Origin of the sequence: Amycolatopsis sp. NPDC051106 (assembly GCF_040682775.1) — a bacterium.
Lineage (GTDB): Bacteria > Actinomycetota > Actinomycetes > Mycobacteriales > Pseudonocardiaceae > Amycolatopsis.
In genome coordinates this window covers 62,933-78,236 of the sequence record NZ_JBFBBQ010000011.1, presented here as the reverse complement: position 1 = coordinate 78,236, position 15,304 = coordinate 62,933, and the positions used below count along the sequence as shown (strand labels likewise).

Sequence of the window (15,304 nt, the reverse complement as noted above, 5' to 3'; positions counted from 1 at the left end):
GCGGGGCGCGGCATCCGGCTGCCGAGTCGGGCCGACTTCCTTCCCAGGCACGCGAATGCGGGTGCTCGCCGTCAAGCTGGAGGGCGGAGCCGGACGGCGGACCCTTCCCGTCCGGCTCTCTCTCCTGAGCTGAACCCGGCGCCGGTCAGCCGGCCCAGGTCCAACCGCGGATTTCCGGCATGTCCTCGAAGTGTTCGCGGATGTAGCCGTGGTGGCGGGCCAGCATGGCGTGGCAGTGCTCGGCCAGCGCCGCCCCGCCTTCCGGCACCCGGGCGGATCTGCGCAGTGCTTCGAGGACGAGGTGGTAGCGGCTCATCCGGTTGAGCACGACCATGTCGAACGGGGTGGTGGTCGTGCCCTGCTCGGTGTAGCCGCGAACGTGGAAGCGACCGGGATCCGGGCGGCCGTGCAGCAGCTGGTGCACGGCCCGGGGATAGCCGTGGAAGGCGAACACGACGTCGGCGGTCGCGGTGAACAGCCGCTCGAACTTCCGCTCGCCGAATCCGTGCGGGTGGTCGCCGGGCGGGAGCAGGCCCATCAGGTCGACCACGTTGACCACCCGCACCCGCAGGTACGGGACGTGGTCGCGGAGCAGCCGGGCGGCGGCCAGGACCTCCAGCGTCGGCACGTCACCGGCGGCGGCGAGCACGACGTCGGGTTCGCCGTCGGACGTCTCGGTGCCGGCCCAGTCCCATGTGGACGCTCCGGCGGCGCAGTGCGCGGCCGCTTCCTCGAGGTCGAGGTACTGCACGTGCTCCTGCTTGTCGGCGACGATCAGGTTGACGTGGTCGCGGCTGCGCAAGCAGTGGTCCGCCACCGAGAGGGTGGTGTTGGCGTCCGGCGGGAACCAGACGCGCACGACGCCGGGAGCGAGCGGGATGGCGATGTCGATCAGGCCCGGCCCCTGGTGCGAGAAACCGTTGTTGTCGTTGCGCCAGCAGGTCGAGGTCAACAGGACGTTGAGCGACGCGACCGAACGCCGCCAGGGCAGGTCCGCGGCGTGCTGCAGCCACTTGGCGTGCTGGACCAGCATCGACGCCGACACCATCGCGAACGCTTCGTAGGTCGCGAACACGCCGTGCCGCCCCGAAAGCAGGTAGCCCTCCAGCCAGCCTTGGCACAGGTGCTCCGAGAGCACCTCCATGACCCGGCCTTCGGGTGAGACGTGGTCGTCGGTGGTGAGGATCGGTGCCTGCAGGCAGCGATCGGTGGCCTCGAAGACGGCGCCGAGCCGGTTGCTGGCCGTCTCGTCCGGGCAGAACAACCGGAACGTGCCGCCGCCGTCGGATTCCCGGGTACTGGCGCGGTAGACGTCGCGCAGCAGCTCACCGAACGGGCGGGTGTTGCCGTGGTGCACGACACCGGGCGCCGGCACGGCGACGGCGTACTGGTCGAGGGTGGGGATGTCGAGCCGTTCCAGCAGCCGGCCGCCGTTGGCGTACGGGCTGGCGGACATCCGCTTGTCCCCGACCGGGGCGAGCGCGGCCAGTTCCGGGACGAGCCGTCCGGTGGCGTCGAACAGGGTCTCCGGGGCGTAGGACCGCAGCCACCGCTCCAGCAACCGGAAGTGCCCGACGTCCTCCCGGACCTGCGTCAGGGGCACCTGGTGCGCCCGGAACGTGCCTTCGATCGCGAGGCCGTCGACGACGTCCGGGCCGGTCCAGCCCTTCGGGGTGCGCAGGACGATGGCCGGCCAGCGGACCGCCCGGAACGGCTCGGCCGAGCCGGTGCGCGCCTGCCGCTGGTTGTCCCGGATCCGGTCGTGGGCGGCGGCGAGGGCGGCGTGCAGTTCGGTGAACACGGCGGCGGGATCGTCGCCGGACACGAGGACCGGGTCCCAGCCCTGTGCGGTGAGCAGCTCGAGGACGTCGGCGTCGTCGGTCCGGCCGAGCACCGTCGGGCCGGCGATCTTGTACCCGTTGAGGTGCAGGATCGGCAGCACGGCGCCGTCGCGGCGGGCGTTGAGGAAGGCAGGGATCTTCCAGGATCCCGCCAGGGGTCCTGTCTCCGCTTCGCCGTCTCCGACGACGCAGGCCACGATCAAGCCCGGGTGGTCGAACGCGGCGCCGGCCGCGTGGGCCAGGGAGTAGCCGAGTTCGCCGCCCTCGTGGATGCTGCCGGGGGTCTGGACGCCGACGTGGCTCGGCACGCCCCCGGGCGTGGAGAACTGCCGCACCAGCCGGGTCAGCCCGGCGACGTCGGCGGAGACGGCGGGGTACGCCTCGCCGTAGGTGCCTTCGAGGTAGGCGTTCGCGAGCAGGGCCGGCCCGCCGTGGCCGGGACCGGCGACGTAGACGCAGTCGGAACCGGTGTCGCGGATGAGCCGGTTCAGCAGGGTGTAGATCATGGACAGCCCCGGGCTGGTGCCCCAGTGGCCGAGCAGGCGCGGCTTGATGTCCTCCACGGAGAGGGGTTCGCGCAGCAGCGGGTTGTCCTGCAGGTAGATCTGGGCGACGGTCAGGTAGTTCGCCGCGGCCCACCACCTCAGGTCCAGGTCCCGCTCGTGCTCGTCGTACGGCGAAGTCGTGGGAGTGGTGCCGGTCAGGGTCGTGGACTGCTGCATCGCCGTGGCCTTCCGGAAGTGTGTCGGGCCGGTTCTCAGCCGGTCGTACCGGTGACGCGGACCGCGGTCACGCCCGGCACCGCCTGGGCCAGCACGGTCGCGACGTGCCGGTCGGTCTCGTCGTCGAACGCGTCCACGACTTCGACCGCGCCGTCGTGGACCTGGACGGTCCACCGCGCCGGGCCGCCGTAGATCGACAGCTGATGGCGGACGTCCGCCGAAATGACGTCGTCGTCGCGGGCGAGCGCCCGGACGAGGTCGCGGCGGGTGACGACGCCGACGACGTGGGCGCCGTCGACGATCGGCATGCTGCGGATCCGATCCTCGAGCAGGACCCGTACCAGGTCCACCACGTCGGTGCCGGCGCTCATCTCGACGGCCGGAGTGGTCATCACCCCGCCCACGGTCCCGGCCGGCGGCTTCCGCGGATCGGCCGGGCCGGTGCCTTCGGCCGGGTGGTACCGGGCGTCGCGCGGGAACCGGTCCCGCACGAGGTCCGCCTCGGTCACCACGCCGATGAGCCGGCCGTCTTCGTCGAGGACCGGGAGCGCGGTGAAGCCGTGGGCGGACAACAGGTTCGCGGCGTACTTCACCGTCATGTCCGGGGTCACCGAGACGACGGGGCTGCTCATGATGTCGCGTGCTTGCATCGAAGTCCTCTTTCGTCGCCCCTGACGCTAGGCCCGACCCCGCCGGGCGCGCTGCGGTCGTTCGTCACCGATCGCGAGGTCCACCGGCACCCGCGGCCCGGGCGGCCATCGCGAGGGTCGTCTGCCGGGCGATCTCCAGATCCTCGCGCGCGGTCACGACCAGCACCCGCACGGGCTCGTGCGCCCGGCCGATCTGCCGGTCCCCTGCGGCGGCCAGGAGACCGGGCACGACCCGCACGCCGAAGATCCCCAGCCCTCCGCAGAGCTCGGCCAGCAGGGCCGGCTGGTGTTCCGCGACGCCGCCGGTGAACACCAGCGCGTCCAGGCGGTCGAGGGACGCCGCCATCGCCCCGATCTCCCGGCGCAACCGGTGCAGGTAGACCTCGATCGCGGTGCGGGCGTCCGGGTCGCCTCGGTCCCGCGCGGCCAGCACGTCGCGCACGTCGCCGCCGGTGCCGGTCATCCCGGCCAGGCCGCTCCGGCGGTCGAGCGCGTCGTCGAGCCCGGCGGCGTCGGTGACGCCGGAGCGCAGGAGGTAGAGGAGCAGACCCGGGTCGACGCTGCCGGAGCGGGTGGCCATGACCGCCCCCTCCAGCGGGGTGAAGCCCATCGACGTGTCCACGCCGTGGCCGTCGCGGACGGCGGTCACCGAAACGCCGGCCCCGATGTGGCAGCAGACCAGCTGCAGCTCGGTGTGGTCCCGGTCGAGCAGCTCGGCCGTGCGGCGCAGGGCGGACGCGCAAGAGAGACCGTGGAAGCCGTAGCGCCGCAGTGCGTGCTCGCGAACCCAGCTCTTCGGCAACGCGTAGCGGGCTGCGGCTTCCGGCATCAGCGCGTGGAAAGCAGTGTCGAAACACGCGTACACCGGCCCCGGCACGATCTCCGCGACCACCGCGGCCAGTTCCAGCGACAGCGGCTGGTGCAGTGGCGCCAGCGGGGCCAAGGCGGTCAGCCGCGCGGTTTCCGCCTGGTCCAGCGGGACCGGGTGGGTGCTCGGGCCGCCGTGCACGAACCGCACCCCGGCCGCGTCGATCGGCTGCCGCCGGACCACCAGGTCGGCCAGCGGCTGCCGGGTCTGGGCGGCGGACGCGGCGCCGACGGTGGCCCGGTCGACCTCCCGGCCGTCGTCGACGACCGACAGCTTGACGCTCGACGAGCCGGGGTTCACCGTCAGGACCCGCATCGGGCACCGGCTTCCGCCGCGCTCTCGATGCCGGCGGTCACCGCGCTGCGATGCGGCTCGGCGATTCCCGCGAGATCGACGGGTGCCATGGGTGCTCCTCGATCGGCTGGTCGTCGCGCCGGGTCCGGGGCACTCACCTCGCACCCTACGCGCCCGGCCATCGCCGTCGACGAGCTTGAGGCCGTCCGACCTCGGACGTGGAGCAGTTCGGCCCTGTGCCCGGCACCACGATCACCGGGACGATCGGGACGAAAGGTCCGCCAGAGCCGTCGAAGGGAACCGATCATGCGAGTGCCGGCACCGGCCCGGCCGGCTGAGCGCGTCGGCACCGCCGTCCGCGCACCGGCGCACGCGCTCGACGCGGCCGAAACGATCACCCTGCTCGGGACCGACGAGCAAGCTGGGCTCACCGAAGCCGAGGCCACCGCCCGGAACGTCCACAACGGACTGAACGTGCTCCCGACCGGCCGTCCCACCAGCGCACTCGGCCGGTTCTTCCGCCAGTTCAAGGATCCGCTCGTCTACGTCCTGCTCGCCTCGGCCGCCGTGACCCTCAGCCTCGGCCAGCTGGTCGACTCGAGCGTCATCTTCGCCGTGGTGCTGCTCAACGCGGTCGTCGGGCTGCTCCAGGAGTCGCGGGCCGAACACGCGCTCGCCGCGCTGGCCGGCATGGTGACCACCGAGGTCCGGGTGGTGCGCGACGGTGCACCGATCCGGCTGTCAGCCGAGAAACTGGCCACCGGGGATCTCGTGCTTCTCCGCGCCGGGGACAAGGTCGCGGCGGACGCGCTCCTGCTCTCGGCGCACACACTGCAGATCGACGAATCCGCGCTCACCGGTGAGGCCGCACCCGTCACGAAGGTGCCGGGCGCACTCCCCCGGGCCACCGCGCTCGCCGATCGGCGGAACATCGCGCACGCGGGCACCGTGGTGACGCGGGGCGAGGGCACCGCCGTCGTCGTAGCGATCGGCGCCGGCACCGAACTGGGGCTGATCAACCAGCTCATGACCGCCACCGGGGTGCCGACCACGCCGTTGACCCGCAAGCTCGCCGGGTTCAGCCGCCGGCTCTCGGTCGGCATCGTGGCGCTGGCGGTCGTCCTGTTCGGCATCGGCCTGCTGCGGGGCTACCGGGCCGGAGAGATGTTCACCGCGGCGGTGACGATGGCGGTCGGGGCGATCCCCGAAGGCCTGCCGGCCGCGGTGTCGATCGTCCTGGCGATCGGCGTCGTCCGGATGGCCCGGCGCGGCGCGATCGTCCGGCGGCTGCCGTCGGTGGAGACCCTCGGCAGCACCACGGTCGTCTGCACCGACAAGACCGGCACCCTCACCACCAACCGGATGACGGTGACCACCGTGGTCGCCGGCGGCCGCACCCACGAGTGGACCGGCGGCGGCCCGCTCCCGCCGGCCCTGCGGGAGTGCCTGCTCACCGGGGTCCTCTGCAACGAGGCGCAACCCGCCGACGGCACGACCGCGGCGACCGGCGATCCGACCGAAACCGCCCTCCTCACCGCGGCACGGGAAGCCGGGCTGGACGCCGGCGCGGAACGGTCGGCCCGGCCGCGCGTCGACGTGCTGCCCTTCGAGTCCGGGCGGAACCTGATGGCCACGGTGCACCGAAGCGCGGACGGCCGGCTGACCGGATACCTGAAGGGAGCTCCCGAAAAGGTGCTCGCCCGGTGCCACGACCAGCTTTGCGAGGACGGCACCGCCGAGCCGCTCGCGGAGGGGCAACGGGAGACCGCGGAAGCCCTCGCCCGCCGCGGACTGCGGGTACTGGCTTTCGCGACGTTCACCCCGGCGGGCGAAACCGCCTTTCCGGCGGGCACGCCTCCGGACGGGCTGACCCTCGTCGGCTTCCAGGCCATGCACGACCCACCCCGTCCGGCCGCGGTGGCCGCCGTGGCGGCGTGCCGGCGAGCCGGGATCGCGGTCAAGATGATCACCGGCGACCACGGCGAAACCGCCCGGGCGATCGCCCGGAACTTCGCGCTGGCCGACGGGGAACCGGTGGTCCTCACCGGTGCCGAAATCGCCGCCACCCCGGACGACACCCTCGCCGGCGTGGACGTGTTCGCCCGCGTCTCCCCGGAGCAGAAACTGCGGCTGGTCACCCTCCTGCAGCAGCGCGGCAACGTGGTCGCGATGACCGGTGACGGCGTGAACGACGCACCCGCCCTGCGCAAGGCCGACATCGGCGTCGCGATGGGCCGCAGCGGGACCGAAGTCGCCAAGGAAGCCGCCGACATGGTCCTGGCCAACGACGACTTCGCGACCATCGAGGCCGCCGTCGAAGAAGGCCGCGCGGTGTTCGACAACATCCGCAAGTTCATGGCCTGGACGCTGCCGACCAACATCGCCGAGGGACTGGTCATCCTGGTCGCGATCGTGCTCGGCGCGCAGCTGCCGATGTTGCCGGTCCAGGTGCTGTGGATCAACATGACCACCGCGGTCTTCCTCGGCCTCGCGCTGGCGTTCGAACCGAAGGAAACGGGCATCATGGCCCGCCGCCCCCGCCCACCGGGCCAGGCGCTGATGACCGCCGACCTGCTCCGGCGGATCACGCTCGTGTCGGTCATCCTCGTCGCGGGTTCGTTCGCGGTGTTCACCTGGCAGTTGCGCGCCGGGGCGGCCGTCACGGAAGCACGCTCGATCACGGTCACCGTGTTCGTCTTCGCGCAGATCGCCTACCTGTTCAGCTGCCGGTCCCTCGACCGGTTCCGGCCGACGGGGTGGAACCCCTGGGTGCTCGGAGGGGTCGCCGTGATGGTCGTGCTGCAGGTGTCGATCCTCTACCTCCCGGTGATGAACGAGCTGTTCCACACCGCGCCGCTGACCGTCGGGAGCTGGCTGCTGGTGCTCGGCCTCGCCGCCACGACGTTCCTGGTCGCCGAGCTCGACAAGTTCCTCTGGCGTCCCCGGCGCCGCGGGTCCGGTTCCCGAAGACCTTTCGAAAAGGGGACTTCGGCACCAGCGCCGGGCCGCCACGAGGGCTGATACTCCGGGTGACACCAAAGGAGCCCCTCATGTCCATCCGGGACCGCGGTCAGTCCATGCAGGAATCGTTCCTCTCCGGCCGGCCGGCGGGCGCGGCGGCCGAACCGGGTCGCCGCCCGGCGCTGGCCGTCCTGCGCATCGTCCTGGGCTTGACGTTCCTGTGGGCGTTCTTCGACAAGACGTTCGGGTTGGGCTACGCCACGAGCTCCGCGCAGGCCTGGATCGGCGGCGGGTCACCGACCAAGGGATTCCTGGGCCACGTGCAGGTCGGCCCGCTGCAGTCGATGCTCCGGGACTGGGCGGGCACCGGCTGGGCCGACGGGCTGTTCATGCTGGCCCTGCTCGGCATCGGGCTCGCGCTGCTGCTCGGGGTGGGCCTGCGCCCGGCCGCCGTCGCGGCCACGGTCCTGCTCGCCCTGATGTGGATCGCCGAATGGCCGCTCGCCCGCACGGCCTCGGACGGCACGGCCACCTCCTCGACCAACCCCTTGCTCGACTACCACCTCGTGTACCTCGTCGCGATCGTCGTCCTGGCCGCCTTCGCGGCCGGCGACACCTGGGGCCTGGGCCGCCGCTGGGCGAAGCTGGAACTCGTCCGGCGCAACACCTGGCTTCGCTGAGCACCGCCATTTAGTCCACAATGGACACCACAGGAGGAACGCCATGCGAACCAGCACGACCGTCGACCACGTAATGACCCGGGAAGTGATCACCGCGACGCCGGCCACGTCGTTCAAGGACCTGGTCGGCATGATCGTCACCGACCGCGTCGGCGCGGTCCCGGTCGTGAGCCCGGAGGGCGGCTTGCTCGGCGTCGTGACCGAAGCGGACCTGCTGTGCCGCCAAGCTCACCAGGACGACGCCCTCGGCGCGGGCTGTCCGCACTTCGCCGGCCACCTGACGCGGGAGGACTGGCGGAAGGCGGCCGCGCAGACCGCGGCCACGCTGATGTCCGCGGCGCCGCGGACCACCACACCGGGTGCCACTCTGCCGGAGGTCGCGCGGCTGCTCACCACGAGCGGTGTTCGAAGGCTGTTCGTGCTCGACGGTGCGCACCTGGTGGGCGTCGTCGCGCGGCGGGACCTCCTGCGCACTTTCCTCCGCACGGACGAAGACCTGCGGGCCGACGTCGACCACACCGTGTTCGAGGACGCGCTGCACGCCGACAAGAACACCGTGCTCGCGAGCGTCGAGCACGGCGTGGTCCTGCTGACCGGCCGGCTCGAGTACGAAGCCGACGTGGCCACCGCGGAACGGCTCGCCCTCGCTGTTCCCGGCGTGGTGGGGGTCAGGAACCGGATGGACTTCGTCTGGCAGGGCGAGGGTCCGCCGCACCCCGCCGGCTGACCGCGGCCCCGCGGAGCAGGTTCCGCGTGTGCAGGCCGACGGCCAGGACCAGCAGCGGTACGTGGATCGCGGGCAGGTTCCGGGCGAACCACCGCGGCAGGAAGATGTCGGTGACCGAGCCGCGCTCGGCGCCGAGCGATTCGGCGACCACCGTCAACGGACAGCGGAATCCGTTCGCCGCGAAGACGACGCACTCGGCGGCGACCACTCCCCCGGCCAGTGCGGCACGGCGGTCCGATCGTCCGGTCAGCCCCGAGTACAGGGCGTACGAGAAGCACGACTCGATGACCAGCCAGGCCGCCGTGTGCACGACCTTGATCGCCACGAGCACGCCGGCGTTCCGCGTCTCGTCCGTCAGCGAAGTCCTTGCGGTCAAGGTGTTCCGGCGTGACCGGTCGGCTCCGCGGTGCTGAAGTAGGCGGCCCGGCGGCGCAGGTGACGACGAGGAGCGGGCTGTGGCGCGGCGGTGGTCGTCCGCACGAGCCGGTAGAAGACGCGCTTGCCCGCTTCGATCAGGACGAGGTAGCCCAGCACCATCCCGGCCAGCGCCGCGAAGAACCCGCCCGGCAACGGCGAAAACCCCAGTGCCGACGCGAGCGGTGTCGCGGGCAGCAGTGCGCCGACGGTCACGACGCCGAGGGCTCCCAGGGTCAGCGGCAGGCTGGGATGGCTGCGGAAGAACGGGATCCGCCGGGTGCGGATGGCGAAGATCACCAGCGTCTGCGTGGCCAGGGACTCGACGAACCAGCCCGAGCGGAACTGGTCGGGGCCCGAGTGGAACACCCACAGCATGACGCCGAAGGTGACGAAGTCGAACACCGAGCTGAGCGGACCGAAGAACACCATGAACCGGCGGATGAAGCCGATGTCCCAATGGGACGGACGGCGGAGCTGCTCCTCGTCGACGGTGTCGGTGGGGATCGCGAGCTGGCTGGTGTCGTAGAGCAGGTTGTTGAGCAGGATCTGCGAAGGCAGCATCGGCAGGAACGTCAGGAACAGCGACGCACCCGCGGCGGAGAACATGTTGCCGAAGTTGCTGGACGTGCCCATCAGCACGTACTTGATGGTGTTGGCGAAGATCCGCCGCCCTTCGGTGACGCCGTCGGCGAGCACGTCGAGGTCCTTCTCCAGCAGGATCACGTCGGCGGCGTCCTTGGCGACGTCGGTGGCCGAGTCCACCGAGATGCCGACGTCGGCCGCGTGCAGGGCGAGCGCGTCGTTGACGCCGTCGCCGAGGAACGCCACCCCGCCGCCACCGATGCGCTGGACACGCACGATGCGGGCCTTCTGTTCCGGGCTCACCCGGGCGAACACCGTGGTCCGCGTGATCGCTTCGGCGAGCTGAGTGTCGTCGAGGCCGTCGAGGTCGGCCCCCGTCAGCGCGGCACCGTCGCCGAGTCCGAGGTCGTGGCACACCTTCGCCGCGACCGCGGAGTTGTCGCCGGTGACGACCTTGACCGCGATGCCCAGGTCGCCCAGCCGCCGCAGGGACCGCGCGGCGTCGTGCTTGGGCGGGTCGAGGAACACCAGGAACCCGAGCAGCGTCAGGCCCTGTTCGTCCGCGGGTGTGAGCGGCTGCCCGCCGGGGAAGGGCCGCATGGCCACGGCGACGACCCGGTTGCCCGCCGCGAACTCGGCGTCCAGGGCCTGCCGCGCGTCAGGCGGGATTCCGGTGCAGCGGTCCAGCACCGTCTCCGGAGCGCCTTTGGTCACCAGGACCGTGTGGCCTGCCGGATCACCGGCGACGACGGAGACCATGCGCCGTTCGTGGTCGAAGGGCAGCACGGCCAGCGTGGTGTAACCGGCGAGCGCGGACCGCTGGGTCACCGACGCCGGCGATGCCCACAGCGCCTGGTCCAGCGGGTTGCCGCCGACGGAGCCGGGGTTTTCGGTGCAGAGCAGGCCCCAGCGCAGCACTTCGCCCGGATCCCCGCCGGCCGCCGGGACGGCCCGCATGTAGTCGACGCGGCCGAGGGTGAGGGTGCCGGTCTTGTCGGTGAACAGCACGTCGACGTTGCCCAGGTCCTCGATGCACACCAGCCGCTTGACGAGCACCTTGCGCCGGCTCATCCGGCGCGACCCGGCCGCGAGACTGGTCGACACGACCGCGGGCAGCAGCTGCGGGGTGATGCCGACCGCGATCGCGAGCGAGAACAGCAGCGCGTCGAGGATCGGCTTGTGCAGCACCACGTTGATCGCGAAGATCGACGTCGTCAGCGCGCCGGCGACGTAGACCAGCAGCATCGAGAACTTCCGCAGCCCCACCTGGAACTCGGTGTCGAGCTGGTGGGTGCCCAGGCCGGCGGCGATCGCGCCGAACCCGGTGCGGGCGCCGGTCGACACCACGACACCGGTGGCGCTGCCCGCGTGCACGACAGTCCCCATCAGCGCGCACCCGGACAACTCGGCCATCGCCGTGCCCGCCCGGACCACCGCCGTGCTCTTGTCCAGCGGCAACGACTCCCCGGTCAGCACCGACTCGTCGCATTCCAGCCCGGTGACCGACAGCAGCCGGACGTCGGCCGGGACGACGTCGCCCAGCTTCAGCTCGACGACGTCCCCGGGCACCAGCGCCGTCACGTCGACCCGCACGGCGTGACCGTCCCGGCGCACCACCGTCTCGTGCCGGATCTGCGTGTGCAGGGCTTCCGCGGCCTTTTCCGCGCGGTACTCGTTGACGAACCCCAGCCCGACCGAGACCGCGACGATCACCCCGATGATCACCGCGTCGCTGCGCTCGCCGACGAAGTAGGACGCGACGGCGGCGACCATCAGCAGCACCAGCAACGGCGAGCGCAGCTGGTGCCACAGCACCGGAACCAGCCGCGCCCGGTGCGACGACACCGCGTTCGGCCCGTACCGCGCCGACCGCTCGGCGACGTCGCGGGCGGTCAGCCCGTCGGACGTAACGCCCAGCGCGGCCAGGACGGCCGCACCGGGCAGCGCCGCGGCGTGGGCGATGTCGAGGTCGGGGGCGGCCGGTCGCGCGGGCGCCGAGGTGGTGCGGGTGGTCATCGGCGCCTCGGGGTTCGCGAACGGGATTCGGATCGGCGAACCGTCTTGTGCGGCACGCCGAGAGGACAAGCAGCGCCGGGGTCCGAGGCACGATCAGTGTATCCCTGCCGGGGGCGCCGGGACCCGGTCACAGCGTGACCGTGACAGGTTCCTCCCGGATTTGGTCCCCCGGCGAAGGGTCTTCGTGCTCTGACGCGGGGACGCGCCGGAGGACATGCTGGCAGGGCCGCCGTCCGGGCGGCACCGGACGGCAGGAGGCGGCGATGGCCGAGAAGAAGGCCGCGGTGATCGTCGGGGTGGACACCTCGGAGGAGTCGCTGCGCGCGGTCCGCTGGGCGGCGCACGAAGCGGCCCGGCGCGGCACGAACCTGCGGTTGGTGCACGCCTGCGTGGTCGATCCGGGCGACGATTCCGAGCTCTAGCCCGAGCACGTGACCCGCCGGACGCGCCACGCGGAGAAGATCGCCCGCACCGCGGCACCGGGCCTCGAAGTCGAAATCGACGTGCGGCTCGGGCTCGCGGTCGACCTGCTGCTCGCCGAGTCCGTGACCGCGTCCTTGATCGTCCTCGGTTCGCACGGCCTCGGCGGCTTGCGAGGTGCCCTGGTCGGTTCGGTCGCCCTCAGGGTCGTCGCGGCCGCGAAGTGCCCGGTAGTCGTCTTTCGCGGCCACGCCGACCCCAGGGGCCCCGTCGTGGTCGGCGTGGACTCCTCGCCGTCGAGCGAGGAAGCGCTGCACTTCGCGGTCGACGCGGCGGTCACGCGCGAGGTACCGCTGGTCGTGGTGCACGCCGGCCGCCGACGGGTCCCGAGCATCGAACCCGCCTTCGCCGACCAGCAGGCAGAAGATCGCCGCGAGCTCGACGAACTGGTCGCCGGCTGGACGCGGAAGCACCCGGACCTGGCGATCACGACGCGGGTCGTCAAAGACCGCGAGCCGTCGCGCGTGCTCATGGCGGTCGCGCCCGACGTGCAGCTGATCGTCGTCGGCAGCCGCGGTCGCGGCCCGGTCGCCGGCGCGGTGCTGGGGTCGACGGGCAACGACCTGCTCGCGCACGCCACCTGCCCGGTCGCCGTCGTCCATTGACCCGCCGCGGTGACCTTCGGCGGTCCGGCGAGGTCGTCGGCCTCTGCTGCCGGAGCCGCCGCCGGGTGAGGCTGAGACCATGAGAATCCTCGTCGCGGTGGCCACCCGGCACGGCGCCACCCGGGAAATCGCCGAACACCTCGCCTCGTCGCTCGGCTCCGCGCTGACCGACGCCGGAGTGGCGCCCGACGTCGAGGTGCGCGACGTCGGGCTCATCGCCTCGCTCGACGGCTTCGACGCGGTGGTCCTCGGCAGCGCCCGCTACCTGGGGCGGTGGCTCGAACCGGCGCGGAAGTTCGCGGAGTCCTTCTCGGACGAGCTGCGAGGTCTTCCCCTCTGGCTGTTCTCCAGCGGCCCGGTGAGCGAGAAGCCCGAGCCCGAAGACCAGGCTGCGATCGACGACCTCGTCCGGCGGCTGGGGGCACGGGAGCACCGGGTGTTCGGCGGCCGGATCGACCGCCAGGGCCTGCGCCTCCCGGAACGCCTCGTGGTGACGGCGCTGCACGTCGAGGACGGCGACTTCCGTGACTGGCCGTCGATCCGGGCCTGGGGTTACGGAATCGGCGCGACGCTGGCCGCCGCGGCCGTCGCCGGGAGCACGTCGTGACCACGCCGCACGGGCATCCGGAGGCGACTCGGGCGACGCCCGGCGCCGTCGTCGCCGGGGTCGACGGCTCGTCGTCGGCGGTGCGCGCGGCGGTCTGGGCCGGTGCCGAGGCGCTCCGGCGCGGACGTCCGCTGCGGCTGGTGCACGTGTACGCGGTGCCGCAGGTGCGCGCTCCGATCGCGGCCGGGACCCACGAACAGGTGCGTGCCGGGCTGGCCGAACGTGCCGAAGGTTGGCTGGCCGAGGCGCGGACAGCGGTGCTGGCGGAATCACCCGGGCTCGAAATCGGAACCGCCGCGCGGGAGTGGAACCCGGTCACCGCCCTCATCCAGGAGTCACAGCACGCCGGCCTGGTGGTACTCGGGTCCCGTGGGCTCGGCGGCTTCACCGGGATGCTCGTCGGCTCCACGGCCGTTTCCGTGGTCGCCCACGCGCGCTGCCCGGTCGTGGTGGTGCGCGGCCGGCGACCCCAGGATCCGCCGCCGGTCGCGGGCCCCGTGCTCGTCGGCGCGGACGGATCGTCCGACAGTGACGGCGCCCTGGCGTTCGCGTGTGAAGAGGCGCGGCTGCGAAGAGCCGGCCTGACCGTGGTGCACACCTGGAGCGAAATCGTCGCCGACGGAGTGCTCCGGCCCCGTCCGTTCCAGGACGACGCCGTCGAAATCGAACGGGCCGAACGCGCCAGGCTCGCCGACCAGGTGAGCCCGTGGCGGGACAAGTTCCCGGACCTGACGATCGACCTCGACGTGACCCGTGGGCGCCCGGTCCGGACGTTGCTCGAGCGCGCGGAGCACGCGCAGCTGATCGTGGTCGGCTGCCGGGGCCGCGGTGGCTTCACCGGGATGCTGCTCGGCTCGACCAGCCAGGCACTGATCGTGCATTCGCCGTGTCCGGTCGCGGTGGTCCGGTCGCAGGACGCGGGAAGCGAGGAGACGCGATGAAGGGCAGGAACCGGACGGTCGTGGTGGGGGTCGATGGCTCGGCCGCGTCGACGACGGCGGTGTCGTGGGCCGCCCAGCTGGCTTCCTCTCGTCACTTCGAACTCGAGATCGTGCACGGGCTGCAGATCGCCGCGCTCGGCTACGGCGGCGGCATGGCGGGCGCCGATGTGCTGTTCGACGCGGTGCGCCAGGACGGCGAGCGGGTCGTCGCCGTCGCCCGGAAGGTGGCCGCGTCGGTCGACGCGGCCCTGGTGATCACGGTGAAGACGCCGGTCGAGTCCCCGGCGCCGCTGCTCATCGGGCTCTCGCGGCAGGCCCGGATGGTCGTCGTCGGCGCGTCCGGCTCGGGCGGCTTCACCGGGATGCTCCTCGGCACGACCGCGGCCACCCTCGTGAGCCACGCGCACTCGCCGGTGGCAGTCATCCGGGGCCGCCATGGCACGGCGCGCGTCCCGGAATCGGGCTCGGTCGTGGTCGGGGTCGACGGCAGCCCGACGAGTGAACCGGCGATCGCCGCGGCGTTCGAAGAGGCGTCGTCGCGCGGTGCGCCCCTCGTCGCGGTGCACGCCTGGAGCGACGTCGCCTGCGAAGACTTCTCCGGCACCGGGCGGATCGTGCCGCAGTGGGCATCGGTGGCGGACGACGAGGAGCGGCTGCTCGCGCAGCGCCTGGCGGGCTGGCAGGAGAAGTACCCGGACGTCGAAGTCCGCCGGGTTCTGCGCCGCGACCGCCCCCGGCACGCCTTGCTCGAAGCCGCGGAGCAGGCCCAGCTGGTCGTCGTGGGCAGCCGCGGGCGCGGCGGGTTCACCGGGATGCTGCTCGGATCGGCCAGCCAGGCACTCGTGCAGCACGCCGGCTGCCCGGTGCTCGTGGTCCGTCCCGAGGCCCCGGCCGCGGAGTGAAGTGCCGGACC

Annotated in this window: 12 protein-coding genes and 1 pseudogene; 8 read left to right on the top strand and 5 right to left on the bottom strand. The window is 72.4% G+C overall.

Translation table 11 applies throughout. The annotated features are described in order from the left end of the window. Nucleotides 1–145: 145 nt before the first annotated feature. From AB0M83_RS11745 to AB0M83_RS11735, 3 genes are all read right to left on the bottom strand, one after another. The gene (locus AB0M83_RS11745; RefSeq protein ID WP_364515968.1) at nt 146–2,563 is read right to left on the bottom strand and encodes a phosphoketolase family protein; all 2,418 of its coding nucleotides are present in this window, start codon (nt 2,561–2,563) and stop codon (nt 146–148) included. 35 nt (nt 2,564–2,598) lie between these two features. Further along, a complete protein-coding gene (locus tag AB0M83_RS11740) occupies nt 2,599–3,213 on the bottom strand; it encodes a CBS domain-containing protein (protein ID WP_364515966.1) in 615 nt (204 codons plus the stop codon). 64 nt (nt 3,214–3,277) lie between these two features. Next, a complete protein-coding gene (locus AB0M83_RS11735; RefSeq protein ID WP_364515964.1) occupies nt 3,278–4,396 on the bottom strand; it encodes an acetate kinase in 1,119 nt (372 codons plus the stop codon). A 285-nt stretch (nt 4,397–4,681) separates the two neighbouring features. On the opposite strand from AB0M83_RS11735, the gene AB0M83_RS11730 reads away from it, so the two are divergent. Genes AB0M83_RS11730 through AB0M83_RS11720 form a run of 3 tightly spaced genes read left to right on the top strand, consistent with a single transcriptional unit; the run spans nt 4,682 to nt 8,743 of the window. Next, nucleotides 4,682–7,396, top strand: a complete 2,715-nt coding sequence (locus tag AB0M83_RS11730) for an HAD-IC family P-type ATPase (protein ID WP_364515963.1) — start codon at nt 4,682–4,684, stop codon at nt 7,394–7,396. A gap of 29 nt (nt 7,397–7,425) precedes the next feature. Beyond that, a complete protein-coding gene (locus AB0M83_RS11725; protein WP_364515961.1) occupies nt 7,426–8,016 on the top strand; it encodes a hypothetical protein in 591 nt (196 codons plus the stop codon). Nucleotides 8,017–8,059: 43 nt separating this feature from the next. After that, nucleotides 8,060–8,743, top strand: coding sequence for a CBS domain-containing protein (locus AB0M83_RS11720; protein ID WP_364515959.1), 684 nt, complete (start codon nt 8,060–8,062; stop codon nt 8,741–8,743). On the opposite strand, the gene AB0M83_RS11715 is transcribed toward AB0M83_RS11720, so the two are convergent. Next, nucleotides 8,685–9,119, bottom strand: coding sequence for a hypothetical protein (locus AB0M83_RS11715; RefSeq protein ID WP_364515957.1), 435 nt, complete (start codon nt 9,117–9,119; stop codon nt 8,685–8,687). The genes AB0M83_RS11720 and AB0M83_RS11715 overlap by 59 nt on opposite strands. Further along, nucleotides 9,116–11,758 carry a magnesium-translocating P-type ATPase gene (gene mgtA / locus AB0M83_RS11710; protein WP_364515955.1) on the bottom strand — a complete coding sequence of 881 codons (2,643 nt, stop codon included), beginning with the start codon at nt 11,756–11,758 and terminating at the stop codon, nt 9,116–9,118. Before mgtA ends, AB0M83_RS11715 begins: the two co-directional genes overlap by 4 nt. Nucleotides 11,759–12,021: 263 nt before the next feature. Between mgtA and AB0M83_RS11705 the strand changes: the two are divergent. The 5 genes and pseudogenes from AB0M83_RS11705 to AB0M83_RS11685 form a co-directional block, all read left to right on the top strand. Further along, nucleotides 12,022–12,411: pseudogene (locus tag AB0M83_RS11705) on the top strand (universal stress protein); the annotation flags it as partial. Between the two features lie 39 nt (nt 12,412–12,450). Next, on the top strand, nt 12,451–12,843 hold the full coding sequence (locus AB0M83_RS11700) for a universal stress protein (protein WP_364516131.1): 393 nt from the start codon (nt 12,451–12,453) through the stop codon (nt 12,841–12,843). A 79-nt stretch (nt 12,844–12,922) separates the two neighbouring features. Beyond that, nucleotides 12,923–13,450, top strand: a complete 528-nt coding sequence (locus AB0M83_RS11695) for a flavodoxin domain-containing protein (protein ID WP_364515953.1) — start codon at nt 12,923–12,925, stop codon at nt 13,448–13,450. Beyond that, on the top strand, nt 13,447–14,391 hold the full coding sequence (locus tag AB0M83_RS11690; protein WP_364515951.1) for a universal stress protein: 945 nt from the start codon (nt 13,447–13,449) through the stop codon (nt 14,389–14,391). Before AB0M83_RS11695 ends, AB0M83_RS11690 begins: the two co-directional genes overlap by 4 nt. Further along, the gene (locus tag AB0M83_RS11685) at nt 14,388–15,293 is read left to right on the top strand and encodes a universal stress protein (RefSeq protein WP_364515949.1); all 906 of its coding nucleotides are present in this window, start codon (nt 14,388–14,390) and stop codon (nt 15,291–15,293) included. Before AB0M83_RS11690 ends, AB0M83_RS11685 begins: the two co-directional genes overlap by 4 nt. Nucleotides 15,294–15,304 lie beyond the last annotated feature (11 nt).